This window comes from Xanthomonas sp. NCPPB 3582 (assembly GCF_041475735.2).
Lineage (GTDB): Bacteria > Pseudomonadota > Gammaproteobacteria > Xanthomonadales > Xanthomonadaceae > Xanthomonas > Xanthomonas codiaei.
Window position 1 is genome coordinate 2060712 of the sequence record NZ_CM192968.1, and the last position, 25314, is coordinate 2086025.

The window sequence follows — 25314 nt, forward strand, 5'->3', positions numbered from 1 at the left end:
GTCTCAGGCGAGTGGCATGATCTCGCGCTGCAGCCGCACGCGGCGGCAATGCAACCATGCGCCTGCGATCGCGCGAGACAGCGCCACGGTGCGGTGCGTCTGGTGCGACTGCGCAGCGAGGTTGACGGGCCGGTAGATCGGCCAGAGAAAAACCGGCATACGCAGGGCGTCTGCCGGTTCCTGTGCAACTGCCGTCACCGGGTGGTTGCGGCGTGACGGGTCGGTCGCGCTCAGCCCGCGGCAGCGTTCAATGCCGGTGCGCTGGTGGCCATCAGCTGTGGCCAGCGCTTGAGCACCGCGGCACGGATGCCGGCCTGGTCGATGCCGGCTTCGGCCAGCAGGTCTTCGCGGCTGGCGTGCTGCTGGAAGCTGTCCGGCAGACCCAGGTGCAGCATCGCCATCAGCACGCCTTCGGCATTGAGCAGCTCGGACACGCCCGAGCCTGCGCCGCCGGCCACTACGTTGTCTTCGATGGTGACGAAGCCGTCGTGGGTCCGGGCAAGTTCCAGCAGCATCGCCTTGTCCAGCGGTTTGACGAAGCGCATGTTGACCACGGTGAGGCCAAGTTCGCGGCCCACCGCCTCGGCGGCGTCCACGCATGCGCCGAAGCCCAGCAGGGCGATGCGCGTGCCGCTGTGGCGCAGCTGCGCCTTGCCGATCGGCAGGGCGGTCAGCGAGGCATCCAGTGCTACGCCCGGGCCGGTGCCGCGCGGGTAGCGCACCGCGGCCGGGCCTGCGTAGTGCACGCCGGTGCTCAACATCTGGCGGCATTCGGCTTCGTCGGCTGGCGCCATCACCACCATGTGCGGCACGCAGCGCAGGAAACTCAGGTCCAGGTTGCCGGCATGGGTGGCGCCGTCCGGGCCGACCACGCCACCGCGATCGATCGCGAACAGCACGTCGAGCTTCTGCACCGCCACGTCGTGCACCAGCTGGTCGTAGCCGCGCTGCAGGAAGGTGGAATAGATCGCCACCACCGGTTTGGCGCCTTGCGTGGCCATGCCGGCGGCCAGCGTCACCGCATGCTGTTCGGCAATGGCCACATCGAAGTAGCGCTGCGGATACTCCTTGCTGAAGCGCACCAGCCCCGAGCCTTCGCGCATCGCCGGGGTGATCACCAGCAGCCTGGGCTCGGCGGCCGCCATGTCGCAGACCCAGTCGCTGAAGACATCGGTATAGGTCGGCTTCCTGGCGCCGGTCTTGGCGACCAGGCCCTTGCTCGGGTCGAACGGGCCGACCGCGTGATAACCGATCTGGTCGCCTTCGGCCAGCTCGTAGCCCTTGCCCTTGGTGGTGATGACGTGCAGCAGCTGCGGGCCCTTGAGGGTCTTGAGCGTCTTCAGCGCGCCGACCAGGCCGGGCAGGTCGTGGCCATCGATCGGGCCGGTGTAGTGGAAGCCCATTTCCTCGAATAGCGTGGACGGCACGAACATGCCCTTCCAGTGTTCTTCCCAACGCCGCACGAAGCGTGCGGTGGGATTGTTCTTCTTGTCGCCGAGGATCTTCTTGCCGCCCTCACGGATGGCATTGAGGGTACGGCTGCCGCTGGCACGGCCGAGCATCTTGGTCAGCCCGCCCACCGCCTCGGAGATCGACATGCGATTGTCGTTGAGGATCACCAGCAGGTTCGGCTCCGGGTCCATGCCGCCGGCATGGTTGAGCGCCTCGTACACCATGCCGGCGGTCATCGCACCGTCGCCGATCACCGCCACCACCTTGCGGTCGTCGCCATTGCGCTGGGCGGCGATCGCCATGCCGAGCGCGGCCGAGATCGAGGTCGACGAATGACCGACGCCGAAGGTGTCGTAGAGACTCTCCTCGCGCTTGGGAAACGGCGCCACGCCGTCCTTCTGCTTGACCGTGTGGATCTGGTCGCGCCGGCCGGTGAGGATCTTGTGCGGGTAGGTCTGATGCCCGACGTCCCACACCAGCTGATCGACCGGAGTCTGGTAGAGATAGTGCAGGGCCACGGTGAGTTCGATCACGCCCAGCCCGGCCGCGAAGTGCCCGCCGCTCTTGCCCACCGATTCGATGAGATAGGCGCGCAATTCGTCTGCGATGGCCGCAAGCTCGGCCTCGTCGAAGCGGCGCAGGTCGTCGGGGGTCTGGATGCGCGACAGGCGCGGATAGCGGGTGGAGTCGATCATCATCGTGTCAATGTGCTGAAACCATATTGTCCTCCCCATGCGAAGGCCCGGCAAGCAAACCGGTTCAGCTGTCAGCGGGCGGTGAGGACGATGCGGCCCCGGTGCTGCTGGCCTGTGCCCTGCACGCAGGCGCCTGCGGCAATCTGCCGCACCCTGCGCGATGCATTCCTGGCAGTGATGGGGGGCCAGACGCGGCGGCTGCACGGTGCTTGCGCGCGGCATGCCTGGCTGGCGGACGAGCGACTTGCCGACGCGCCGGGTCGGCCGAAGATCGGCGCGGTCGCGGTGAAGATCAGAAGCGGCCCGATGCGCCTTACAGCGACAATTTCGAACGTTTCGGCAACTGGGCGCGCAGGAACGCCATCTGGTCGGAGAGGATGTTGCGGTTGGACAGGATCAGGTGCTCGATCCAGCTTGGCCGGTACGGCACCGCCAGCAGCGGCATGTGCGCCTGCTGCGGGGTGCGGTTGGCCTTGCGCGAATTGCACTGGAAGCAGGCGGTGACCACGTTCTCCCAGGTGTCGCGCCCGCCCTTGGAGACCGGCATCACGTGGTCGCGGGTCAGATGCGGGCGACTGAAATGCTGGCCGCAATACATGCACAACTGCGCATCGCGCGCGAACAGCGCGGTGTTGCTGAGCGTGGGGGTGGGGTCCAGCGCGCGCGAACGGGCATGGCCGCGTGCGGCGATGATGGGATGCAGGTCCAGCGTGCTGCGTTCGCCGGTGAGCCGCGAGATGCCGCCGTGGATCTGCATGCAGGGCTCGCCCAGCGTCCAGGACACCGCATCGCGTGCATACAGGCAGGCAGCGTCCTGCCAGTTGATCCAGTCCAGTACCCGGCCATGCGCATCGAGCGAGAGCAGGCGCAAGGTGGGCAGTTGCTGGATCGCAGCGACAGCGCTGCCCGCGACCGGAGCAGTGCTGCCTCCGGGGAAGATCACATCACCTGCGTGCGTGTCTGTCTCCATCGGGAAAACAGCTTATACCCGATCGTTGACAGTTTGTGTATCGCAGCGAACGGCCTCGTCGCGGCCAGGTCCGCTCCTACGACAGCGGGGGTCGTGATGGTTATCTGTAGGAGCGCCCCCGGGCGCGAGGCTTTGCCGATCTGTGTCGGCTTGTCGCGGCCAGGTCCGCTCCTACGACGGCGGCAGCCTGCCGCGATGCGCTGGCGCTCAGGCGTCGCCGAACAGCTCCGCCTCCAGCGTCATCAACGGTGCGGCGCCGCTGCGGATGGTAGCGGCGTGGGTCAGCGTGCGCGGCAGGATGCGGGCGAAATAGAAGCGTGCCGTCTCGCGCTTGGCGCGCTTGAACTCCTCGCCCTGCGCCGAGGCATCGGCGGCGGCCACGCTGCGCGCCCACCAGTACGCCAGCACCACGTAGCCGGAATAGAACAGGTAGTCGTAGCTGGCCGCACCCAGTTCGTCCGGGTTGCGCGCGGCGCGGTCGAGCACGTCGCGGGTCAGCATGGCCCATTCGCTGGCCTTGTCGCGCAGCGGCTTGATGAACTCGGCCAGTGCCGCATTGTCTTCCTGTGCCTTGGCGAAGGTTTCCACGTCGGCCAGGAACAGCTTGAGCCCGGCGGCCTGGCTGGCGGCGGTCTTGCGGCCGATCAGGTCCAGCGCCTGGATGCCGGTGGTGCCTTCGTAGATGGTGGTGATGCGGGCATCGCGCGCCAGCTGCTCCATGCCGTACTCGCGGATGTAGCCGTGGCCGCCGAAGCACTGCAGCGCGTGGTAGGTGTTCTCGATCGACCACTCGGTCTGGCAGGCCTTGGAGATCGGGGTGAGGAAGCTCACCAGGGTCTCGGCATCATTGCGTTCCTGCTCGCTGGCACCACGGTGGGCCAGGTCGACCAGGCTGGCCGCGTGCAGGGCCAGCAGTCGGCTGCCTTCGGTCAGCGACTTGATGGTCAGCAACATGCGGCGCACGTCCGGGTGCACGATGATCGGGTCTGCAGGCTTGTCCGGTGCCTTGGCGCCGCTGAGTGCGCGCGACTGCAGCCGCTCGCGGGTGTAGCGCAGGGCGTTCTGGTAGGCGCGCTCGGACAGGCCGATGCCTTGCAGGCCCACACTCAGGCGCGCAGTGTTCATCATGGTGAACATCGCCTGCAGTCCCTTGTGCGGCTGGCCGACCAGATAGCCCTGGGCGCCCTCGAAGTTCATCACGCAGGTCACCGAGCCCTTGATGCCCATCTTGTATTCGATCGAGCCGCAATGCAGTGCGTTGCGTTCGCCCACCGTGCCGTCGCGGCCCACCTTGAACTTGGGAGTGACGAACAGCGAGATGCCCTTGGCGCCAGCCGGGGCATCGGGCAGCTTGGCCAGCACCAGATGCACGATGTTGTCGGTGAGGTCGTGCTCGCCGGCGGTGATGAAGATCTTGGTGCCGGTGATGGCGTAGCTGCCGTCGGCATTGGGCTCGGCGCGGGTCTTGAGCAGGCCCAGGTCGGTGCCGCAGTGCGGTTCGGTCAGGCACATGGTGCCGGTCCAGCGGCCGTCGATCAGCGGCTTGAGGAAGACCTCCTGCTGCCAGGCCTCGCCGTGCTGGCGCAGCGCCTCGGTGGCGCCATGCGAGAGCAGCGGGAAGTTGCCCCAGGCCAGATTGGCGGAGTTGATCATTTCGTTGAGCGGCACGCCCAGCAGATGCGGCATGCCCTGGCCGCCGAATTCGGGCTCGGCGGTCAGCCCGTTCCAGCCGCCTTCCACGAACTGATCGTAGGCGGCGCGGAAGCCGGGCGGGGTGGTCACCGCGTGGGTGCTCTTGTCGAAGGCGCAGCCGATTTCGTCGCCCACGCTGTTCAGCGGCGCCAGCACCTGGGTGGTGAAGCGGCCGGCCTCTTCGAGCACGGCATCGATGATGTCGGCGCTGGCCTCGGTGTAGCCGAGCCGGGCGAACAGGGCTTCGGCGCCCAGGACGTCGTGCAGGGCGAAACGGAAGTCGGTCAGCGGGGCGGTATAGCTGCTCATGCGGGATCCTTCGAAGACGGTACGGGAGGCGTGCGCGTCAGCGCAGCACGCCGTTGAGGCCGGGGGCCGGGCTGAGCGTGTTGCGCGATTCCACCGCGAACTCGCGTTGTTTCTTGTCCTGCGGGGTCGCCCACACGGTGCCCTTGAGGGTATAGGGCAGCGAGCGGCCGCCGGCGAGCACGTCGGCCACGGTAATCCGGCCCAGCGAGGTGGGTTGCAGGTTGACGGTGACCATGTCGGCGGTTTCCGGGCCGATCGAGATGCCCACGGCCTGGTCGAGCTTGCCGGCCACCTGATCGCCGGCGGAGATCTCCAGCGCCACGCGCTCGAACTGCATCGGAATGCTGCTGTAGTTCTGCAGGCGCAGATCCACCGACCACGAGCCGTCGGCACGCACGGTGAGTTGCTGGATGCTGGCTGCCGGCTCGGACACACGGCGCACCGCGCCGCCACAGCCGCTCAACAGCAGCCCGCAGGCCAGCGACACGATCAGAAGGCGATAGGCACGACGCATGTACTTGGGTCCTTGGCGATGAGGCGGCGCCAAGAATACTACGCAGTACGGATGGCGCCTTGCTGCCTGGAGCGGCCAACAGAATGTCGCGAGCAGTCGCAAGGTGGGCGAAGACGGTGAGCTCGGAACCGGCGTGGGGCTGGCACCGGCGCGTCTGCCCGGCGGCGGCGCCGGAGGTGTGCTGGCCCATCCAGGGCGACGTCGCCGTCAGCGGTTGTCAGGCGGCCTGATTCACAGCAATGGCGCAGCCACTATCAGTGGCGACAGGTCGTAGCCCATGCGGGTGGCCTGCGCCTTGAGCTGCTCGAACTGCGCGCGCGGCATCTGCGGCGAGCGCGACAGGATCCACAGGTACTTGCGGTCCGGCTCGCCGACCACCGCCCATTGATAGTCCGGATCCAGCGCGATCACCCAGTAGTCGGCCCACACCAGCGGCAACCAGCCCAGCCATTCGGGGGCGAAACGCACCTGCAACTGACCGGGTTGGCCCTGGACCGGGCGCGCCACGCCGTCGGCCTGGGCCAGCTCGCCGTTGACGGTGCGGCAACCATTGCGCACCCCGATCAGGCCATCGTCGCGCAGCGTGTAGCTGGCGGTGATGTCGCCGCGGCACTTCTTCTGAAACGACACCGGCAGATGCGCGATCTCATGCCACTGCCCGGCGTAGCGTGACAGATCCAGCTGCGGCACCGCACGCACCGGTTGCTGCGCAAGCGCCGTCAGCGGCAGCAGGGCAATGCACGACAACAACAGGCGGGGCAGGCGCATGAGGATCTCCGGTGGACGCGCGCAGGCTAGGCCATGCACCCCGCCGCGCGGCGTGAACCGGCGCAAGAAACCTTCCTAAAACCTGGCCTGGCAACAAAGTTGGCCGCAACGCTTGCCCAAACTTCGCCTGCTCGCTATGATGCGCGTCCTCGCAACGCAGGCATCGTGTTGCAGGCAAGTGGCCGAGTAGCTCAGTTGGTAGAGCAGGGGATTGAAAATCCCCGTGTCGGCGGTTCGATTCCGTCCTCGGCCACCATTTTCTGCAAGCCTTCGTTCGCAAGGCTTTCCGGCGTCTCCCGGTTCCGTGATTTCTCCTTCGCATGGCTGCTGATCCGACCGTTCGTTGCGGCGGTGTCGATGGCGTTGCTCGCTCGATTGGCGCTGGTGTGTGATGGATGGGTGCCGCGGTGGAGACAGCTTGATCACTGCTTCTGCAGCGCACGCGGCAAGTGGCCGGTGCCGTTGTTCGCGGCCTGGTTTTCCACGCGATCTTCAGCCCGGCGTGGCGATACTTTGCGCATGACCCACAACACCCTTCGACGCACATTGATCCACGGCTACTGCGGCGAATTTCGCGTGGAAACGATGGAAAGTCAGGCACCCGGCGAAACCCGGTGGTTTTCGACTGCGTTCGTCTATCACCGCGACCGCAGCGCGCCGATCGCCACGATCGAAGGTGCCGGAGAGGGCGACTATCGCGGCGATGCGCGCGAGCAGGCCTTGCGGGTGGGCTCGTGCCTGGCGGAATTTCTGGATCCGAAGGAATACCGCCTCGGCGAAACCGCAGGCGAGTAGCTGCGCCCCGCGCGGTATGTGCCATGGCTGCAGTAGCAAATCAGTCGATTCGATGAGCAACCTGGCGTCAATGCGTGTCTCCTCGACATGGACCAGGTAATGGCAATGATGCGTCCATGCCGAAAGCCGAGAGCGCCTGCAGATGGATGCTTGTGAGCGTTGCGTGCATGCGATGCCGTGGATTCGGCTGTGCGGGGCAGCGGCCGATTCGGTTGCATGGATGGGCGTGGTCGTATGGGAAAGGCTCATCGATGTGAGGAATCGACTCACTGCAGCCAACTAAACTGCGGGAACGGGAATGGCCCCGCGGAGAACACCACTTGAACGATTCCCGTCACCAGGAGCTGCGAGCGCCCATGATCAGCAAAACTCGCAGCCTGCCGGTCGAGAAGCACCGCTCGGACATCTTCTTTGCTGCGGTGGAAACCACGCGCATGCCGATGACGGTGACCGACCCGCATCTGCCGGACAATCCGATCGTGTTCGCCAACCGCGCCTTCCTGGAAATGACCGGATATTCGGCCGAGGAAATCATCGGCAACAACTGCCGTTTCCTGCAGGGCCCGGAGACCGATCCGGCCAGCGTGCAGGACGTACGCGAGTCGATCGAGAACCGCCGCGAATTCGCCACCGAGGTGCTGAATTACCGCAAGGACGGCTCCTCGTTCTGGAATGCGCTGTTCGTCTCGCCGGTATTCGACGATCAGGGCAACCTGGTGTACTTCTTCGGCTCGCAGCTGGATGTGAGCCGACGCCGCGATGCCGAAGACGCGCTGCGCCAGGCGCAGAAGATGGAGGCGCTGGGGCAGTTGACTGGCGGAATCGCGCACGATTTCAACAACCTGCTGCAGGTGATGTCCGGGCATCTGGAGGTGATCCAGATGATGGCCTCCGGCGATGCCGCAAAGAATGCCGAGCGCATCGCCTTCAGTGCCGAGCATGCCGCAACCGCGGCCGCCAAGGCCGCCACGCTCACCCAGCAGTTGCTGGCGTTCTCGCGCAAGCAGAAGCTGCGCGGGCGGGTGGTCAATCTCAATGGCCTAGTGTCGGGCATGAACAACATGGCCGAGCGCGCGCTGGGCGGCGGCATCAGCTTGCGGCAGTCGCTGGAAGAGGGTTTGTGGAATTGCCAGATCGACACCACGCAGGCCGAAGTGGCGCTATTGAACGTGCTGATCAACGCGCGCGATGCGATGGCGCAGTCCGAGCGCAAGGAAGTCACCGTGCAGACGCAGAACGTGGAGATCACCAATCACGATCTGGCGATGCACCACCAGCTGGCACCCGGCCGCTACGTCAGCATTGCGGTCAGCGACACCGGTTCGGGCATGCCGCCGGAAGTGGCCAGCCGGGTGATGGAGCCGTTCTTCACCACCAAGGACGAAGGCCAGGGCACCGGCCTGGGGCTGTCGATGGTGTACGGCTTCGTCAAGCAATCCGGCGGCACCGTGCGCATCTACAGCGAAGTGGGCGAGGGCACCACGGTGCGCCTGTATTTCCCGGCGTCCAGCGAGTTCGAGAACGATCTGCAGCTGGCCAAGAGCCGTGCGATCGACAAGGGTGGCAACGAGACCATCCTGGTGGTGGAAGACAAGCAGGACGTGGCGGTGGTGGCCAGGATGTTCCTGGAGAACGCCGGTTACCGCATCCTCTCTGCATCGAGCGGGCGCGAGGCGGTGGAGCTGCTGGAGCAGCACCCGGAGGTGGATGCCTTGTTCACCGACCTGATCATGCCCGGTGGCATGAACGGGGTGGTGCTCGCGCGCGAGGCGCGACGCATGCTGCCAAGGATCAAGGTATTGCTGACCACCGGCTATGCCGATGCCAGCATCCAGCGAACCGATGTGGGCGGAGCGGAGTTCGACGTGGTCAACAAGCCGTACACGCAGAAGGAATTGCTCAAGCGCATCCGCATGCTGCTGGATGGGCCCACTGGCGTGGGTTGAGGCGGCGACAGCCGGCGCGAGCGACTTGGCAGATCTTCTCAGCAAGAGATTCGCTTGCCGCGGTTCCGCCCCATCGCGGCCGACGTCTTCAATCCCAAATCCCGAATCCCGAATCCCGAATCCCGAACCCCGAATCCCTGCCTGACTATTCCTCGCCCAGCGGCGCGACATAGCCTTCCGGCTTGTCGGCGTTGCGCTCGAACAGGAACTTCTGCAGCTCGGTCTCGAGAAAGGCGCGGTGCTTGGGGTCGCGCGGCGACAGCCGGTTTTCGTTGATCAGCATGGTCTGGTGCGCCAGCCACGCCTGCCAGGCGGTCTTGCCGATCTGCGCGAACACGCGCTGGCCAAGTTCGCCGGGGTAGGGCACGAAATCCAGGCCTTCGGTATCGCATTGCTGGTACTGGCAGAACACGGTGCGGGACATGCGATTTCCTTCGAAGCGATTAGAGCGTAGCGAGCAGCTTGCGGATCGGTGCGGGAAGGCCCAGCGAAGCGAGATCGGCGCGGGCCACCCAACGCAGGTCGTCATTGTCGCGCACCGCTGCGCGCAGCGCGACCTTGCGCAGGCGCAAGGGCTGCAGATGCAGGCGGTAATGGCTGAAGGTATGCACCAGCAGCGGTAGCGCGTCGGCGCGTTCGTAGTCGCCGTCGATATGGCTGGCGAACCAGGCGCGCATGCCGCTGTCGGTGTCGGCCTGCGGCAGCGTCCATAGCGAGGCCCAGATGCCGGTGGGCGGGCGGCGCTGCAGCAGGATCTCGCCCTGCGTGTTTTCCAGCAGCAGCGCCGTGGCTTCGCGCTCGGGCAACACCTTGCCCGGTTTGGGGGTGGGCAATGCGTCCACCAGCCCTTCGCGGCGCGCGACGCATGCCTGCTGCAGCGGGCACACGATGCAGGCCGGTCTGGCGCGCGTGCACAAGGTGGCGCCGAAATCCATCTGCGCCTGCGCGTAGTCGGCCAGGCGACCGTCGGGAACCTGTGCAACGTGCATGCTCGCCAGCTGCCAGAGCTGCTTTTCCACCACCGGCAGCCCGGGGTAGCCGGCAATGCCGTGGAAGCGCGTCAACACGCGTTTGACGTTGCCGTCCATGATCGGGAAACGGTCGTTCCAGGCCTGGCTGAGGATCGCGCCGGCGGTGCTGCGGCCGATGCCGGGCAGCGCAAGCAAGGCATCGAGATCGCGCGGCAGCTCGCCGCCGTGCAAGGCGACGCATTGCCGGGCGGCGGCATGCAGATTGCGCGCCCGCGCGTAGTAGCCCAACCCGGCCCAGTGCGCCATGACGCTGTCGTTATCGGCGGCGGCCAGATCGGGCAGGGTCGGGAAACGCGCGACGAACTTCTGGAAGTAGGGAATGACCACCGCAACCTGGGTCTGCTGCAGCATGATTTCCGACAGCCAGACCCGGTATGGCGCACGCGGATGCTGCCAGGGCAGATCGTGGCGGCCGTGGTCGTCGAACCAGTGCAGCAACGCAGCGACGAAGCTGTCTGAAGAAGAAGCGGCGGGATCGGCGGGCATGAGGTCTGCTGGCTGGAAAGAGAGAGGCTTGGGGGCGTGCTTGAACCGTCGGACGATGACATACCTTGCCGGCCATCGTGGCCGGCCGGGCGATGGTGCGGAGTGCAGGGCCGTCGCCGTCGCCCGGCGATCTGCGGGGCCTGGAGCGGCCAACGGGACGTCGCGCGCAGTGGCCAGGTGCAGACGGTCCGCCGTGACTACCTCCCGCGAGCGCAAAAGTGCAACGTGGGCAGCAGCCATGCTGTACAGCGCCCTTGTCACCGTGCTGTATCCGCGCCGACGTTGTTGGTGCCTGCAGCAACCGCCGCAAGCCAAGCGAACGGCTTTCAAGAACGTGCCGGGCTGGCATTACGTCGATTGCGTGGTGCGGCGGCGGCGACAGTTACCGCTGCCTGTGCTGTCCCCGGTCCCCGGTCCCGGGTCCCGGCTCTCAATCAACCGCCCAGCGCCTCCGGCAACAAGGCATCCACGAAGGCCACCGGGTCGAACACGCGCAGGTCCTCCGGCCGTTCGCCGATGCCGGCGAAGCGGATCGGGATGTTGAACTCGCGTGCCAGTGCGAATACCACGCCGCCCTTGGCGGTGCCATCGAGCTTGGTCACCACCAGGCCGGTGACGCCGGCCGCGGCATGGAACTGACGCAGCTGCGAAATGGCGTTCTGGCCGGTGGTGCCGTCGATGACCATCAGCACTTCGTGCGGGGCGGCGGCGTCGATCTTGCCGAGCACGCGGCGGATCTTGCCCAGTTCGTTCATCAGGCCGGTCTGGGTGTGCAGGCGGCCGGCGGTGTCGGCGATCAATACATCGGTACCGCGCGCCTTGGCGGCCTGCAGCGCATCGAAGGCCACCGACGCGGCGTCGGCGTTCTGCCCCTGCGCGATCACCGCCACGCCATTGCGGTCGCCCCAGGCCTGCAGCTGTGCCACCGCGGCGGCGCGGAAGGTGTCGCCGGCGGCCAGCATCAGGCTGTGGCCTTCGTCCTTGAAGCGCTTGGCGAGCTTGCCGATGGTGGTGGTCTTGCCGACGCCGTTGACGCCGACGGTGAGCACCACGAAGGGCTTGAGCGAGCGGTCGATCAGCAGCGGCTTGGACACCGGCTGCAGCAGCGCGATGAGGTCGGCGCGCAAGGCCTTGAACAGTGCCTGGGCGTCGGCGAATTCGCGCGATTTCATGCGCTTGCGCAGGCCTTCCACCAGCGCGGTGGTGGCGCCGATGCCGACGTCGGCGGTGATCAGCGCGGTTTCGATCTCGTCGAGCAGGTCGTCGTCGAGCTTGGGGTTGCGCGAGAACAGCCCACCGAAGCTGCGCGCGAAGCTGCTGTTGCGCAGCCGCTCACGCCAGCCGGGTTTGCCGGCCGGCGCAGCGGGCAGGGCATCGTGCTGGCCGACGATGCTGTCGCCAACCTGCGTGGCCGGCGCCGGACTGCTGACGATGGCGGGTGCGGTGACCACCGGAGTGGCGCTTGCGGGAGCGGCGGCAGGGGCAGCGGAGGCCGCTGGGGTTGCTGCCGGTGGCACGATGGCCGGCGCAGCGGCGACCGATGGGATGGCTGCTGGGACGGCAGCAGCAGGTGCGGCACCTGATGGTGTGGTGGCCGGTGCTGGCGCTGCAGGCTGCGTCGGGGGAGCTGCCGCAGGGGCGGGCGCGGCAGCAGGCGCGTCCGGCACATGCTGCCGCTGCACGACCACCGGCGGAACCACCACCACCGGGGTCGGCGGGGTGGGCGCAGCGCTCGGTGCCGGATCCGGCAGGGCCTGCAGGGCGGACGGTGCTGCTGCGGCAGGCGGCGCCGGCGCGCTCGGCACCGCGGCGATGCTCTGCGCCTGGCCGGTGCGTGCCGCGATGTCGCGCGCGAGCGCGTCGGCCGGGGTCACAGCCGACTTGGGGGTGTCCGCCATCGGCGCGGGCGCTGCGGCTGGCGCGGGCGTTACTGGCGTTTCGATGGCCGGCGCTGTGCCGGTCTGCGCAGGCGGCATGGCCTCGAGCGGCGAGCCAGGCGTGGCGGCAGCCGGTGCGGTGGGAAATGCGGCTGCCAGTTCTTCCAGGCTGTAGCGCGAAGTACGCGAGCTGTCGGGCGTGGTGGGCTTGTTGCGGCGGAAAAAGCTGGCCATTGGCAACGCAGTAGGGGAAACCGGGAATTCTACCATCCGGGCCCCGGCGCACCTTGACGCGCCTTTCAGTGCTGCGCTGTCAGGTCGGCGGCCAGGATGACGTCAGCGAGCCCTGCCATGCTGCCGAATTCGGCATTTGTGCCAGCTTTGTGTCAGCGCTTGGATGCAGACTTACAGCTGTCCCTTGAGGGCCCGATAATCGCGCGGCGTCATGCCGACGGTGGCCTTGAACTGGCGCGCGAACGCGCTCTGGTCGGCGAAGCCGCAGCGCTGGCCGATGCTGGCGATACTGTCCTCGCCGTACAGCAGCCGCATCGCCGATTCGATGCGCAGCTTGGTCAGCAGCTGCTGCGGGGTGACCTGGAACACGCGGCGGAAGTGCCGTTCCAGCTGCGCCACCGACAACCCGGCCAGGTCGGCCAGGGCCTGCACGCGCAGGTTGTCGCCGAAGTTGGCCTGCATGTGGTCCATCACCTGGCTGAGGCGTTCGTAGGCCGAATGGCGGTTGTCGGGCTGGCCCAGGTCGCGCGAGATGCCGACCACGCCGATCACCTCGTTGGCCTCGCACAGCGGGCGCTTGAAGGTCAGGCACCAGCCGGGCAACCGGTTGGGATACAGGTGCACTTCCAGCTGGTTGTCGATGAGTTCGCCGAGCAGCACGCGACGGTCCTGCATCATGTAGCTGCCGCCCAGCGGCAGCGGAAATACCTCCAGCGGCGAGCGCCCGATGATCTCGCTGCGCAGCTTGCGCCCGAGCCGGCGCACCAGGGTGAGATTGCAGTGGGTGTAGCGGCCTTCGCCATCCTTGATGAAGAACACCACGTCCGGCAGTGCATCGAACAGCGTCTGCATTTCCAGCGCGGGCAGGTTGAGGTCCATCGGGGTCATGGTGGCAGTCACGGTTGGACGGCTGTACGAAAGGTGCAGCCCGTTATTGATCCTAGCGCAAACGCGCGGCCCTGAAGCAGCTTGTCGATTGTGCGGATTTCCGCATTTTCACTTCGCATTGCACGCTAGTCGTTCGCGGGCCGGCGGTGGGAGCATGGGTCATGCACACCATCGACGTCATCGACTCCCATACCGCCGGCGAACCTACCCGCGTGGTGCTCTCCGGCTTCCCCGACCTGGGCGAGGGCGACCTGGCGCAGTGTCGCGAGCGCTTTGGCCGCGACTTCGATCGCTGGCGCAGCGCCATCGCCTGCGAACCGCGCGGCTCGGACACCATGGTGGGCGCGCTGTTGCTGCCGCCGCGGGACCCGAGCGCCTGCACCGGAGTGATCTTCTTCAACAACGTGGGTTATCTGGGGATGTGCGGCCACGGCACCATCGGGGTGGTGCGCACGCTGGCGGAACTGGGGCGGATCGGGCCAGGGCAGCACCGCATCGAAACCCCGGTCGGCACCGTGGGGGTGGAGCTGGCCGCCGACGGCACGGTGTGGGTGGACAACGTCGAGAGCTATCGCGCCGCCGCCGGGGTGGAGGTGGACGTGCCGGGCTACGGGCGGGTGCGCGGCGACGTGGCCTGGGGCGGCAACTGGTTCTTTATCACCGAGCAGGCGCCGTGCGTGCTGGACCTGGCGCATCAGCGCGAGCTCACCGCGTACACCGAGGCGATCCGGCTGGCGCTGGAAGCGGCCGGGATCACGGGGGAGGCGGGGGGCGAAATCGATCACATCGAAGTCAACGGCGCCGCGCCCGACGGCAGCGGCGTGGCGCGCAATTTCGTGCTGTGCCCGGGGCTGGCCTACGACCGTTCGCCCTGCGGCACCGGCACCAGCGCCAAGCTGGCCTGCCTGGCCGCCGACGGCAAGCTGGGCGAAGGCGAGCGCTGGGTGCAGCAAGGCATCCTGGGCAGCGCTTTCGAGGGCAGTTATCGGCTGAGCGGGCGTGGCATTGCGCCGCGCATCAGCGGGCAGGCGCATATCACGGCGCGCTCGCAGCTGGTCATCGACCCGGCCGATCCGTTCGCCTGGGGCATCGTGGCCTGATGCACGCCGCGCGGCCCGCGCCGGAACCTGCGTCGGTCGCGTCGGCGGCTGGTTCGGCGCCGGCGTCTGCGAACGACAGGCCAGCCGGTGCTGCAACCCGCGCCGAGGGCGGAACCTCTACCGCTTCCACGCGACGCAGTTACGACCTGATCGTGATCGGCGCCGGTATTGTCGGCGCCGCCTGCGCCGAGGCCGCGGCGGGCGAGGGCCTGCGTGTGGCGATCGTGGAGCCGGGGCCGATCGGCGGCGGCTCCACCGCGGCGGCGATGGGCCATCTGGTGGCGATGGACGACGACCCGGCCGAGCTGGCGCTGTCGGCCTATTCGCTGCGCCTGTGGGAGCGCTTCGCCACGTTGAGCGAGGCCGAATTCAGCCGTTGCGGCACCTTGTGGGTGGCCCGCGATGCTCGTGAGCTGGCGGCGGTGCCGGCCAAGATCGCGCGGCTGGCAGCGGCCGGCCTGCACGCTGACGCCATCGATGCGCAGCAGCTGTATGCCCTGGAGCCGCAGCTGGTGCCGGGCCTGGCCGGCGGCATGCGGGTACCCGACGAAGCGGTGGTGTACCCGCCGCGCGTGGCCCGGCATCTGGTGGGGCTGGCCTGCACGGCGGGGGCGCAGTTGTTCGCTGGCCGCCGCGTGGCGCAGTTGCTGGAGCAGGGCGTGCGCCTGGACGATGGGCAGCAGCTGTCCGGGCCGGTGCTGGCGGCCAGCGGCGTGGCGCTGCCGCAGCTGCTGCCGGAGCTGGCCCTGCGCCCGCGCAAGGGCCACCTGGTCATCACCGACCGCCACCCTGGGCTGATCCGGCATCAGTTGCTGGAACTGGGCTATGCCGATTCGGCGCATGGCGCCGACGACACCAGCGTGGCCTTCAACGTGCAGCCGCGGCCCACCGGGCAATTGCTGATCGGTTCGTCGCGGCAGTTCGGCGAGCACGATCGCGCGCTGTCGATGCCGGTGCTGCAACGCATGCTGCAGCGTGCATTCGCCTATTTGCCGGTGCTGCGCGAGCTGCAGGCCATCCGCGTATGGACAGGCCTGCGTCCGACCACGCCGGACGGGCGGCCGTATCTTGGGGCGGTGCCCGGCCGGTGCGATGTCTGGGTGGCGGCAGGGCACGAGGGGCTGGGTGTCACCACGGCGCTGGGGAGCGCACGGGTGATCGTGGACAGCCTGCTCGGGCGCACGCCTGCCATCGACCCGGCGCCGTATGCGCCGGCGCGCGCCGTGCAGGGGCATGCCGCATGAGCGCGACGGTGCGCCTGCAGGTGGATGCGCAGCCGGTGGAGGTGCCTGCCGGTGCCAGCGTGGCGGCCGCGGTGGCGCAGGCCACGCTGCAGTTCCGGCAATCGAGCAGCGGGCAGCCGCGTGCGCCGCTGTGCGGCATGGGCGTGTGTTTCGAATGCCGGGTGCGCATCGACGGGATCGGCCAGCAACGCGCCTGCCTGGTGGAGGCACGCGACGGCATGCAGGTACGCACCGATGGCTGAGCGCGTGCTGCATTTCGATGTGCTGGTGATCGGTGCCGGCCCGGCAGGCCTGGCGGCGGCGCAGGCGGCGGCCAGTCACGGCGTGCGCGTGGGCGTGGTGGACATGCAGCCGCGCGCGGGTGGGCAGGTGTGGCGCAGCGATGTGCGGCACGGCGCATCGCGGGATGCGCGCGCGTTGCTGCAGCAGGTGGGCGATACCGCCGCGATCACGCTGCTGACGCGCACGCAGATCGTGCTGGCGCAGCCCGGATGGCTGCTGGCCGATGGCCCGGACGGCACGCTGCAACTGCATTACGCCGCCCTGGTGCTGGCCACCGGTGCGCGCGAGCTCTTGCTGCCGTTTCCGGGCTGGACGCTGCCCGGCGTCACCGGCGCCGGCGCGGCGCAGGCGCTGGCCAAGCAGGGCTGGCCGCTGGCCGGCAAGCGCGTGCTGGTGGCCGGCAGCGGGCCATTGCTGTTGGCCAGCGCTGCGACCTTGCAACGGCATGGCGCCACGGTGCTGGGCATTCACGAACAGGCATCGGCGGCGGCACTGCGCAGGTTCGCCGCGCAGCTGTGGCGCTGGCCGGGCAAGGCCGCGCAGGCGGTAGCGCTGCGGCTGCAATTGCATCGGGTCGGGTATCGCAGCGGCAGCGTGGTGGTGGCCGCGCACGGCGAGACGCAGCTGCGCGAAGTGGAGCTGGAGGGGCCGGCCGGGCGCAGCCGTCTTGCCTGCGATCAGCTTGCGGTGGGCTACGGCCTGGTGCCCAACACCGAGCTGGCGCAATTGCTGGGCTGCCGGCTGGAGCCCTGCGGCGCACATCGGCAGGTGCAGGTGGATGCCTTGCTGCGCACCAGCGTCACCCAGGTGTTCGCGGCCGGCGAAGCCTGCGGCATCGGCGGGCGCGATTGCGCGCTGGTCGAAGGCGCGATGGCCGGACACATGGCCGCCGGCGCGCCGGACGAGGCGCTGCGGCTGCAGCCGCGCCGACGTGCGGCGCGCGCGTTTGCGCAACTGCTGCAACAGCAATTCGCGCTGGACCGGCGCATCCACGCCCTGGCGCGCCCGGACACCCTGGTCTGCCGCTGCGAAGACGTGCCGCTGGGTGCGCTGAACAACTTCCACGATGCACGCGACGCCAAGCTGGCGTCGCGCTGCGGCATGGGCGCCTGCCAGGGCCGCATCTGCGGCACCGCGCTGGCCGAACTGGGCCGCTGCCTGCCCGATCTTTCCACCGACGCCGGCCGCCGGCCGCCGTTGTTCCCGGTCCGCCTCGCGGCGCTGGCCGACCCGTTTACTTCCGACTCGCAAGGGAATCACCCATGAGCATTGCTGCGTTCTGGCACGGCGTGTTGCCGGCCATCACCACCCCGTTCACCGCCAGCGGCGAGATCGACCACGAGTTCCTCGGCAAGCACGCCAACCAGCTGGTGGACGCCGGCTGCACCGCGATCGTGCCGCTGGGCTCGTTGGGCGAAGCGGCCACCTTGAGCGTGGACGACAAGCTGGCGATCCTGCGCACCCTGGTCACTGCCCTCAACGGCCGCGTGCCGGTGGTGCCGGGTATCGCCAGCCTGGCGACCGGCGAGGCGGTGGCGCTGGCCAAGGCGGCCAAGCAGATCGGCTGCGGCGGATTGATGGTGTTGCCGCCGTACGTGTATTCCACCGATTGGCGCGAGATGGGCGCGCATGTGCGCGCGGTGATCGGCGCGACCGATCTGCCGGTGATCCTGTACAACAATCCGGTGGCCTACAAGACCGATTTCGGCCCGGCGCAGATCGCCGAGCTGGCCGGCGACTTCCCGAATCTGCAGGCAGTGAAGGAATCCTCCGGCGACGTGCGCCGCTTTGCCGCATTGCAGGAATTGCTGGGCGACCGCCTGGCGCTGCTGGTGGGCATGGACGATGCCATCGTCGAAGGCCTGAGCATGGGTGCCAAGGGCTGGATCGCCGGCCTGGTCAATGCGTATCCCAGAGAGTCGGTGCGTCTGTTCGAGCTGGCGCGCGATGGCGGCTACCCGGCGGCCAAGGAGCTGTACAACTGGTTCCTGCCGCTGCTGCGCCTGGATACCGTGCCTACCTTCGTGCAGCTGATCAAACTGGTGCAGGCGAAGGTGGGCATGGGCAGCGAGCAGGTGCGCGCGCCGCGGCTGGTGGTGGCCGGTGCCGAGCGCGAGGCGGCGCTGAAGGTGATCGACCATGCCATCGCACACGCGCCCAAGCTGTCGTGATTGCGCAGGCACCATGACGCTGCACGCCACGACACTCTGTCAGCGTGTCGCGTCGGCACGCAGCCGCCTGCAGGGCGGTCGTGTCCCGATCGATGCGCAGGCCGCACGCAGTGCGACCTGCGCATCGCCTCCCTGCTCAGCCGCTGCGGCACATCGCGCAGCGACCCAGTCCATGCAATCGAAGGTGCCGCAATGAACGACACGCTGCAACCCATCCTGCTCGCCGGCCAATGGCAGCCCAGCCAGGCGAACGGCAGCTTCCGCGCTGCCGATCCCAGTACCGGCGAGCCGATCGGCCCGCTGTTTCCGGTCAGCGGTGCCCAGGACATCGAGGCCGCACTGCGCGCCGCGCAGGCAGTGGCCGCCGAACTGGCCGCCGCACCGGCCGAGCGCATCGCTGCGTTCCTGGAGGGCTATGCCGAGGCGCTGGATGCCGACGCCGACACCCTGGTCGCACTCGCGCATGCAGAAACCGCCTTGCCGGCGCCCACCCGCCTGCGTGGCAACGAGTTGCCGCGCACCAGCGGGCAGCTGCGCCAGGCGGCCAAGGCGGTGCGCAGCTACAGCTGGACCAATCCCATCATCGACACCGCCGCCGACCTGCGTTCGCATCTGGCGCCGCTGGGCAAGCCGGTGCTGGTGTTCGGCCCCAACAATTTCCCGTTCGCGTTCAATGCGATTGCCGGCAGCGATTTCGCTTCGGCGATCGCCGCGCGCAACCCGGTGATCGCCAAGGCGCATCCGCTGCACCCGGCCACCAGCCAGCGCATGGCCCAGCTCGCGCATCAGGCGCTGCTGGCCGCAGGCCTGCCGGCGGCAGCGGTGCAGTTGCTGTATCACCTCGACCCTGCGCTGGGTACGCGCCTGGCCGGCGATGCGCGGCTGGGGGCGATCGGCTTCACCGGCAGCCGCGCCGGCGGGCTGGCCTTGAAGGCCGCGGCCGACGCGGCTGGCGTGCCGTTCTATGCCGAGCTGTCCAGCGTCAACCCGGTGTTCCTGTTGCCCGGCGCGCTGGCCGAGCGCGGCGATGCATTGGCGCAGGAATTCTTTGCCTCGTGCACCATGGGCAGCGGGCAGTTCTGCACCAATCCGGGGGTGGTGGTGGTGCCGCACGGCGACGCGGGCGATGCCTTCGTCGCCGCCACCAGGGCGCATTTCGAGGACGCATTGCCGATGGTGCTGTTCTCGGCCGCGGGGGTTGAGGGCGTACAGCGGGGCGTGGCGAGTCTGCGTGCGGCCGGTGCGGCGGCGCTGGCCGGGGGACATACCGGCGAAGACGGGTTTCGCTATGCGCCGACCTTGCTGAGCGTGGACGCGCAGGCCTTCCTGGCCAATCCGCAGGCGTTGCAGACCGAGGCCTTCGGCCCGGTGAGCCTGCTGGTGCGCGCACGCGACACCGCGCAGATGGCGCAGCTGGCAGCCGCGTTCGAAGGCAACCTCACCGGCACGCTGTACCGCGCTGCCGATGGCAGCGACGATGCCGCCTGGCAGGCGATCGCGCCGGTGCTGCGTGCGCGGGTGGGGCGGCTGATCAACAGCAAGATGCCGACCGGCGTGGCGGTGAGCGCGGCGCAGAATCATGGCGGGCCGTTCCCGAGCACCGGGCATCCGGGCTTCACCGCGGTCGGGATGCCCGGCGCGATCCGTCGTTTTGCGGCCTTGCACAGCTACGACGCCGTGCCCGACGCCTTGTTGCCGATCGAACTGCGCCAGCGCAATCCCGGCGGCGTGGCGCGCCTGGTGGACGGGCGGTGGAGCAGCGCCGACGTGGGAGCGGGCGCATGAGCACCCAGATCGGTGGTCTGTCGCTGGAGCAGGCACAGGCGCAACTGGCGCCCTGGACGCAGCGTGCCGCGCCGATCGCAGCCGATGAGTATGCGCAGCGCATCGAGCGTGCGCGTGGGTTGATGCGTGCGCACGGCGTGGATGCGCTGTTGATCGGCGCCGGCACCTCGCTGCGCTACTTCACCGGCGTGCCGTGGGGGGCAAGCGAACGGCTGGTGGCGATGCTGCTCACCCTCGATGGCGACCCGGCGCTGATCTGCCCGGCCTTCGAGGAGGGCTCGCTGGACGCGGTGTTGCAGATTCCGGTAGCCAAGTTCCTGTGGGAAGAACACGAGGACCCATATGCGCTGGTGGTGCAGGTCATGGACGATCGCCATGCCCACGCGCTGGCGCTGGATCCGGGCATCGCGTTTGCCGTGCACACCGGCCTGCGCGCGCACCTGGGCACCGCCATCCGCGACGCGGGCGGCATCATCGATGGGTGCCGCATGTGCAAGTCGGCCGCCGAGCTGGCGCTGATGCAGCAGGCCTGCGACATGACCCTGCTGGTGCAGCGCCTGGCCGCGGGCATCGCGCACGAAGGCATCGGCAGCGACCAGCTGGTGCGCTTCATCGACCAGGCGCATCGCGCGCTGGGCGCGGACAACGGCTCGACCTTCTGCATCGTGCAGTTTGGCCACGCCACCGCGTTTCCGCATGGCATTCCCGGCGAGCAGCAGCTGCGCGAAGGCGAGCTGGTACTGATCGACACCGGCTGCACCGTGCAGGGCTACCACTCCGATATCACTCGCACCTGGATCTATGGCAGGCCCAGCGACGCGCAGCAGCGCATCTGGGACCTGGAGCAGGCCGCGCAGGCCGCAGCATTCGCGGCGATCCGCCCGGGCGTGGCCTGCGAAGCGGTGGACCAGGCAGCGCGCACGGTGCTGGAAGCGGCGGGCCTGGGGCCGGACTACCGGTTGCCCGGCTTGCCGCACCGCACTGGCCATGGCTGCGGCCTGGCGATTCATGAGGCGCCGTATCTGGTGCGCGGCAATGCGCTGCCGCTGCAGCCGGGCATGTGCGCCAGCAACGAGCCGATGATCGTGGTGCCCGGGCAGTTCGGCGTGCGCCTGGAAGACCATTTCCATGTCACCGACGCCGGCGCGCAGTGGTTCACGCCGCCGTCGCCGGCGATCGACCAACCGTTTGCGTAAGCCTGTACGGGCCCTCGCACGCGCAGGAGCGCCGCCGGGCGCGACCGGCCTTGCCGATAACGCCATTCCGCCGTTTTCGCATTACTGGAGTCACTGCATGAAGCATCTGCGTCCTGTCGCCATCGGCCTGCTGGCCGCCGCCTTGTTCACTGCCTGCAAGCCGGCGCCGCCAGCCCCGCAGACGTCGGCTGCCACGTCCCCGGCCACCAGCAGCGAACAGGCCGCCCAGGCCTTCGATGCGCTGCTGGACAAGCAGTGGCAATACCAGCTGCAGCACAACCCGGAGTTCGCCAGCATCATCGGCGACAAGCGCTACAACGATCGCTGGAGCGATTATTCGCTTGCGGCCGTGCACGCCGAGCGCGCCGCGACCGCCGACCTGCTTGAGCAGTTCGAAGCGGTGGACGCCAAGGCGCTGGACGAGCAACGCCAGCTCAGCCTGCAGATGATGCTGGGCCAGTTGCGCGACAGGCTGGAGGGCATCGAGCTGAAGACCTATGCGATGCCGCTGGAGCCGGTCGGCGGCATCCAGCTGGCGTTGGCCGGGTATGGCGATGCGTTTCCGTTCGAAAACGCCAAGGATTACCAGGACTACATTGCGCGGCTGCAGGCCATTCCGCGCGTGATCGAGCAGGTCATCGAGGTGTCGCGCCAGGGGGCCAGGGACGGGTTGGTGCAGCCGCGTTACCTGCTGGAGCGCCTGCCCGAGCAGATCGACAAGATCGCCGCGCTCAGCGGCGAGCAGAGCCCGTTCGCCTCGCCGTTGAAGAAGCTCGATGCCGCGGTGCCGGCCGAGCAGCGCGCCGCGCTACGCAAGCAGTTGCTGGCCGCGATCGACCAGCAGGTCCGCCCGGCCTACGCCAAGCTGTCCGCCTTCGTGCGCGACGAATACGCCGCGCAGGGCCGCGGCTCCGAAGGCATCTGGTCATTGCCCGATGGCGAGCGCCGCTACCGTTACGCCATCCACACCCAGACCACCACCGACATGGCGCCCGAGCAGATCCACCAGATCGGCCTGCAGGAAGTGGCGCGTATCGAAGCCGAGATGACGGTGATCGCCAAGGCGCAGGGATTCGCCGACCTGGCCAGCTTCCGCAAGGCGGTGGAGACTGACAAGCGCCACTTCGCGACCTCCGGCGAGCAGATCCTGCAGCACTACCGCCAGTACATCGCCGCAATGGAACCGGAGCTGCCCAAGCTGTTCGGGCAGCTGCCCAAGACGCCGCTGGAGGTGCAGGCGATGCCGGCATTCCGGCGCACCGCGCCGGGCGCCGAATACTGGCAAAGCAATCCCGAAGGCACCAAGCCGGCGATCGTGAAGGTCAACACCAGCGACTTCGCCAGCCGCACGCTGGTCAATATCGAAACCACCGCCTATCACGAGGGCGTGCCGGGCCATCACCTGCAGATTTCGCTTGCGCAGACGCTGCCGTTGCCGCCGTTTCGCCAGCAAGCCGGTTACAACGCCTACATCGAAGGCTGGGCGCTGTATGCCGAGCGGCTGGGCAAGGAGATCGGCTTCTTCAAGGACCCCTACAACGATTACGGCCGACTGTCCGGCGAGCTGCTGCGCGCCAACCGCCTGGTGCTGGATACCGGCGTGCACTACAAGCGCTGGAACCGCCAGCAGATGGTGGACTTCTTCCACGCGCATCCCTCCGACGACGAACCCAGCATTCAATCGGAAACCGATCGCTACATCGTCTGGCCGGGCCAGGCGCTGGGCTACAAGCTCGGCCAGCTGCAGATCCTGGCGCTGCGCGCGGAAGCGGAAAAAGCGCTGGGCGATCGCTTCGATGTACGCGCCTTCCACGATGCCGTGCTGGGCGGCGGCGCGATGCCCTTGGCGATGCTGCAGCAGCGTGTGCGGCAGTGGATTGCGCAGGCCAAGGCCGCGCCGGGCGTGGCCAAGTGAGCGCGTCGCCGGCCAGCAGCGTGGTGCGGCTCAGCGCGCTGGGCCTGCTGATCGCCGCCAGCCTGTGGGGTGTGCCGCTGCAGGTGCACGCAGCCGAGCCTGCGCCGACTGCGCAGAACACGGCCGCGGCCCGCTTCAAGGCGCTGTACACGCGCGAATGGCGTTGGCGCCAGGCGCAGTTGTCCGGCGCGGTGGATGAAGACACTCAGGCCACGCAGGACACGCAGTCCGACCATCTGCCCAAGGTCGATGTCGCCACCCAGAACCAGCGCACCGCGTACTGGCAGCAAGCGCTGGCCGAACTGGATGCGATTCCCCAGGCGCAGCTGTCGGCCGAAGATCGGGTGAGTTACCAGGTGTACCGGCAGCAGCTGCAGGTGCTGCTGGACCAACAGCATTTCCGCGCCTGGGAAATGCCGTTCAACAGCGACTCGGCGTTCTGGAGCGACCTTGGCTTCAGTGCCGAGGCCACGTTGCGCACGCGCGAGGACTGCCAGCGCTATCTGAAAATGCTGGCCGATATCCCGCGCTATTTCGCCGAGCACACCGACAACATGCGTGCCGGTCTTGCGCGCGGCTTCAGCCAGCCCAGGGTCACGCTGACCGGGCGCGATCAATCCATCGCCGATGTGGCGCAGGCCAGGGGGGAGGCCAATCCGTTCTACGCGCCATTCAAGCAACTGCCTGCCACGCTGCCGGCTGCGGTGCAGGCGCAGCTGCGGCAGCAGGCGGTGCAAACCATCGACACCCAGGTGGTGCCGGCCTACGCCAGCCTGCTGGACTTCATCCGCAACGAGTACCAGCCGCGCGCGCGCAGCACGCTGGCCGGCGAGGCGCTGCCCGATGGCAAGGCCTATTACCGCGCGCAGATCCGCGAGTTCACCACGCTGGACCTGAGCCCCGAGCAGATCCACCAGATCGGCCTGCGGGAGGTCGCCAAGCTGCGCAAGCAGATGGACGCCACCATCGCCGAGAGCGGCTTCAGGCCGCCGGCCGGGCAGGCCGTGTTCCCGGCATTCCTGCAGTTCCTGCGCACCGATCCGCAGTTCTATGCCAAGACGCCGGAAGAGTTGCTCAAACAGGCGGCGTGGATCGCCAAGCGCGTGGATGCCAAGGTGGGCGATTACATCGGCCGCCTGCCGCGTCGCCGCTTCGCCATCGAGCCGGTGCCGCCGGAGCTGGCGCCGTTCTATACCGGCGGTCGCGGCGGGCCGGGCATCTACCTGGTCAACACCTACAACCTGCCATCGCGGCCGCTGTACAACCTGACCGCCCTGACCCTGCACGAATCCTCGCCCGGCCACGCGCTACAGATGCCGCTGGCGGCAGAAGCGCAGGGCCTGCCGGCATTTCGCCGCTACGGCTATATCTCGGCCTATGGCGAAGGCTGGGCGCTGTATTCGGAGTACCTGGGCCAGGAAATGGGCATGTACGCCACGCCCTACGATCGCTTCGGCTATCTCACCTACCAGATGTGGCGTGCCTGCCGCCTGGTGATCGACACCGGCATTCACCACCAGGGCTGGACGCGCGAACAGGCGCAGGCCTATTTGCGCGACAACACCGCGCTGAGCGAGCACGAAGTCACCACCGAGGTGGATCGCTACATTGCCTGGCCTGGGCAGGCGTTGTCGTATTACCTGGGCGAATTGAAGATCATCGAGTTGCGGCATAAAGCCGAAGCCGCGCTCGGCGAGACGTTCGACATCCGCGCCTTCCACGACGCGATCCTGGAAACCGGCTCGGTGCCGCTCCCGGTGCTGGAGCAGCGCATCGACCGCTTCATCGCCGAGGGCGGGAAGTCGCCTTGGGCACAGGAGGCATCGGAGCAATAGCAATGCTGTGAATCCTCTCTCCCCTTGGGGAGAGAAGGCGCAGTTTGCGCGCCACTGGCGCGCGTGCCTTGGAGCGCCCGCGCCGCAAGCGCGGGGCGGGGTGCGGAGCGGGGATTGGGGTGAGGTACG

21 protein-coding genes and 1 tRNA gene are annotated in these 25314 nt (G+C 68.1%); 12 read left to right on the forward strand and 10 right to left on the reverse strand.

Features of this window, described 5'->3' with window-relative positions; translation table 11 throughout:
- Positions 1-3: 3 nt before the first annotated feature.
- The 6 genes from ACCQ05_RS08785 to ACCQ05_RS08810 form a co-directional block, all read right to left on the reverse strand.
- Positions 4-198, reverse strand: coding sequence for a hypothetical protein (locus ACCQ05_RS08785; RefSeq protein ID WP_372393533.1), 195 nt, complete (start codon positions 196-198; stop codon positions 4-6).
- Between the two features lie 32 nt (positions 199-230).
- Positions 231-2147, reverse strand: a complete 1917-nt coding sequence (gene dxs, locus ACCQ05_RS08790) for a 1-deoxy-D-xylulose-5-phosphate synthase (protein WP_228961218.1) — start codon at positions 2145-2147, stop codon at positions 231-233.
- 313 nt (positions 2148-2460) lie between these two features.
- Entirely contained in the window at positions 2461-3117 is a 657-nt protein-coding gene (locus tag ACCQ05_RS08795) for an HNH endonuclease (protein WP_372393534.1), read from the reverse strand.
- A gap of 207 nt (positions 3118-3324) precedes the next feature.
- Positions 3325-5118, reverse strand: coding sequence for an acyl-CoA dehydrogenase C-terminal domain-containing protein (locus ACCQ05_RS08800; protein ID WP_372393535.1), 1794 nt, complete (start codon positions 5116-5118; stop codon positions 3325-3327).
- Between the two features lie 37 nt (positions 5119-5155).
- Positions 5156-5632, reverse strand: coding sequence for an LEA/WHy family protein (locus ACCQ05_RS08805; RefSeq protein WP_228961189.1), 477 nt, complete (start codon positions 5630-5632; stop codon positions 5156-5158).
- 231 nt (positions 5633-5863) lie between these two features.
- Positions 5864-6400 carry a lipocalin family protein gene (locus ACCQ05_RS08810; RefSeq protein ID WP_228961188.1) on the reverse strand — a complete coding sequence of 179 codons (537 nt, stop codon included), beginning with the start codon at positions 6398-6400 and terminating at the stop codon, positions 5864-5866.
- 180 nt (positions 6401-6580) lie between these two features.
- On the opposite strand from ACCQ05_RS08810, the gene ACCQ05_RS08815 reads away from it, so the two are divergent.
- The 3 genes from ACCQ05_RS08815 to ACCQ05_RS08825 all read left to right on the forward strand — a co-directional run bounded on the left by ACCQ05_RS08815 (position 6581) and on the right by ACCQ05_RS08825 (position 9141).
- Positions 6581-6656 (forward strand) — tRNA-Phe (locus ACCQ05_RS08815).
- A gap of 263 nt (positions 6657-6919) precedes the next feature.
- The gene (locus ACCQ05_RS08820; protein WP_228961187.1) at positions 6920-7195 is read left to right on the forward strand and encodes a hypothetical protein; all 276 of its coding nucleotides are present in this window, start codon (positions 6920-6922) and stop codon (positions 7193-7195) included.
- A gap of 320 nt (positions 7196-7515) precedes the next feature.
- Complete coding sequence (locus ACCQ05_RS08825; protein WP_372393536.1) at positions 7516-9141, forward strand: hybrid sensor histidine kinase/response regulator; 1626 nt, start codon at positions 7516-7518, stop codon at positions 9139-9141.
- A 145-nt stretch (positions 9142-9286) separates the two neighbouring features.
- On the opposite strand, the gene ACCQ05_RS08830 is transcribed toward ACCQ05_RS08825, so the two are convergent.
- From ACCQ05_RS08830 to ACCQ05_RS08845, 4 genes are all read right to left on the reverse strand, one after another.
- Positions 9287-9565, reverse strand: coding sequence for an oxidative damage protection protein (locus tag ACCQ05_RS08830; RefSeq protein WP_104542932.1), 279 nt, complete (start codon positions 9563-9565; stop codon positions 9287-9289).
- 19 nt (positions 9566-9584) lie between these two features.
- Positions 9585-10658: an A/G-specific adenine glycosylase gene (mutY, locus tag ACCQ05_RS08835; RefSeq protein ID WP_372393537.1), complete on the reverse strand. Its 1074-nt coding sequence runs from the start codon at positions 10656-10658 to the stop codon at positions 9585-9587.
- 434 nt (positions 10659-11092) lie between these two features.
- A complete protein-coding gene (ftsY, locus tag ACCQ05_RS08840) occupies positions 11093-12769 on the reverse strand; it encodes a signal recognition particle-docking protein FtsY (RefSeq protein ID WP_372393538.1) in 1677 nt (558 codons plus the stop codon).
- Between the two features lie 171 nt (positions 12770-12940).
- A complete protein-coding gene (locus ACCQ05_RS08845) occupies positions 12941-13657 on the reverse strand; it encodes an AraC family transcriptional regulator (RefSeq protein WP_104542937.1) in 717 nt (238 codons plus the stop codon).
- Between the two features lie 161 nt (positions 13658-13818).
- Here ACCQ05_RS08845 and ACCQ05_RS08850 point away from each other — a divergent pair, with 161 nt between their 5' ends.
- From ACCQ05_RS08850 to ACCQ05_RS08890, 9 genes are all read left to right on the forward strand, one after another.
- Positions 13819-14757 (forward strand): proline racemase family protein, encoded by a 939-nt coding sequence (locus tag ACCQ05_RS08850; RefSeq protein WP_372393539.1) that lies wholly within the window; start codon positions 13819-13821, stop codon positions 14755-14757.
- Positions 14757-16001, forward strand: a complete 1245-nt coding sequence (locus ACCQ05_RS08855) for an NAD(P)/FAD-dependent oxidoreductase (RefSeq protein WP_372393540.1) — start codon at positions 14757-14759, stop codon at positions 15999-16001. The genes ACCQ05_RS08850 and ACCQ05_RS08855 overlap by 1 nt, the downstream gene beginning before the upstream one ends.
- Entirely contained in the window at positions 15998-16243 is a 246-nt protein-coding gene (locus ACCQ05_RS08860; RefSeq protein WP_064508952.1) for a 2Fe-2S iron-sulfur cluster-binding protein, read from the forward strand. Before ACCQ05_RS08855 ends, ACCQ05_RS08860 begins: the two co-directional genes overlap by 4 nt.
- Entirely contained in the window at positions 16236-17549 is a 1314-nt protein-coding gene (locus ACCQ05_RS08865) for an FAD-dependent oxidoreductase (RefSeq protein ID WP_372393541.1), read from the forward strand. The genes ACCQ05_RS08860 and ACCQ05_RS08865 overlap by 8 nt, the downstream gene beginning before the upstream one ends.
- Entirely contained in the window at positions 17546-18454 is a 909-nt protein-coding gene (locus tag ACCQ05_RS08870; RefSeq protein WP_372393542.1) for a dihydrodipicolinate synthase family protein, read from the forward strand. The genes ACCQ05_RS08865 and ACCQ05_RS08870 overlap by 4 nt, the downstream gene beginning before the upstream one ends.
- Positions 18455-18646: 192 nt before the next feature.
- The gene (locus ACCQ05_RS08875; protein WP_228961178.1) at positions 18647-20239 is read left to right on the forward strand and encodes an aldehyde dehydrogenase family protein; all 1593 of its coding nucleotides are present in this window, start codon (positions 18647-18649) and stop codon (positions 20237-20239) included.
- Entirely contained in the window at positions 20236-21435 is a 1200-nt protein-coding gene (locus tag ACCQ05_RS08880; RefSeq protein ID WP_228961177.1) for a M24 family metallopeptidase, read from the forward strand. The genes ACCQ05_RS08875 and ACCQ05_RS08880 overlap by 4 nt, the downstream gene beginning before the upstream one ends.
- A gap of 97 nt (positions 21436-21532) precedes the next feature.
- Positions 21533-23350 (forward strand): DUF885 domain-containing protein, encoded by a 1818-nt coding sequence (locus ACCQ05_RS08885; RefSeq protein WP_228961176.1) that lies wholly within the window; start codon positions 21533-21535, stop codon positions 23348-23350.
- Entirely contained in the window at positions 23347-25185 is a 1839-nt protein-coding gene (locus ACCQ05_RS08890; protein ID WP_372393543.1) for a DUF885 domain-containing protein, read from the forward strand. The genes ACCQ05_RS08885 and ACCQ05_RS08890 overlap by 4 nt, the downstream gene beginning before the upstream one ends.
- The last annotated feature ends 129 nt before the right edge of the window (positions 25186-25314 follow it).

What these genes read in the sequence shown, in the direction of transcription:
- dxs (WP_228961218.1), bottom strand. Translation starts at nt 2,147, where the DNA reads ATGATCGACTCCACCCGCTATCCGCGCCTGTCGCGCATCCAGACCCCC.
- ACCQ05_RS08795 (WP_372393534.1), bottom strand. Translation starts at nt 3,117, where the DNA reads ATGGAGACAGACACGCACGCAGGTGATGTGATCTTCCCCGGAGGCAGC.
- ACCQ05_RS08800 (WP_372393535.1), bottom strand. Translation starts at nt 5,118, where the DNA reads ATGAGCAGCTATACCGCCCCGCTGACCGACTTCCGTTTCGCCCTGCAC.
- ACCQ05_RS08805 (WP_228961189.1), bottom strand. Translation starts at nt 5,632, where the DNA reads ATGCGTCGTGCCTATCGCCTTCTGATCGTGTCGCTGGCCTGCGGGCTG.
- ACCQ05_RS08810 (WP_228961188.1), bottom strand. Translation starts at nt 6,400, where the DNA reads ATGCGCCTGCCCCGCCTGTTGTTGTCGTGCATTGCCCTGCTGCCGCTG.
- ACCQ05_RS08820 (WP_228961187.1), top strand. Translation starts at nt 6,920, where the DNA reads ATGACCCACAACACCCTTCGACGCACATTGATCCACGGCTACTGCGGC.
- ACCQ05_RS08830 (WP_104542932.1), bottom strand. Translation starts at nt 9,565, where the DNA reads ATGTCCCGCACCGTGTTCTGCCAGTACCAGCAATGCGATACCGAAGGC.
- mutY (WP_372393537.1), bottom strand. Translation starts at nt 10,658, where the DNA reads ATGCCCGCCGATCCCGCCGCTTCTTCTTCAGACAGCTTCGTCGCTGCG.
- ftsY (WP_372393538.1), bottom strand. Translation starts at nt 12,769, where the DNA reads ATGGCCAGCTTTTTCCGCCGCAACAAGCCCACCACGCCCGACAGCTCG.
- ACCQ05_RS08845 (WP_104542937.1), bottom strand. Translation starts at nt 13,657, where the DNA reads ATGACCCCGATGGACCTCAACCTGCCCGCGCTGGAAATGCAGACGCTG.
- ACCQ05_RS08850 (WP_372393539.1), top strand. Translation starts at nt 13,819, where the DNA reads ATGCACACCATCGACGTCATCGACTCCCATACCGCCGGCGAACCTACC.
- ACCQ05_RS08855 (WP_372393540.1), top strand. Translation starts at nt 14,757, where the DNA reads ATGCACGCCGCGCGGCCCGCGCCGGAACCTGCGTCGGTCGCGTCGGCG.
- ACCQ05_RS08860 (WP_064508952.1), top strand. Translation starts at nt 15,998, where the DNA reads ATGAGCGCGACGGTGCGCCTGCAGGTGGATGCGCAGCCGGTGGAGGTG.
- ACCQ05_RS08865 (WP_372393541.1), top strand. Translation starts at nt 16,236, where the DNA reads ATGGCTGAGCGCGTGCTGCATTTCGATGTGCTGGTGATCGGTGCCGGC.
- ACCQ05_RS08870 (WP_372393542.1), top strand. Translation starts at nt 17,546, where the DNA reads ATGAGCATTGCTGCGTTCTGGCACGGCGTGTTGCCGGCCATCACCACC.
- ACCQ05_RS08875 (WP_228961178.1), top strand. Translation starts at nt 18,647, where the DNA reads ATGAACGACACGCTGCAACCCATCCTGCTCGCCGGCCAATGGCAGCCC.
- ACCQ05_RS08880 (WP_228961177.1), top strand. Translation starts at nt 20,236, where the DNA reads ATGAGCACCCAGATCGGTGGTCTGTCGCTGGAGCAGGCACAGGCGCAA.
- ACCQ05_RS08885 (WP_228961176.1), top strand. Translation starts at nt 21,533, where the DNA reads ATGAAGCATCTGCGTCCTGTCGCCATCGGCCTGCTGGCCGCCGCCTTG.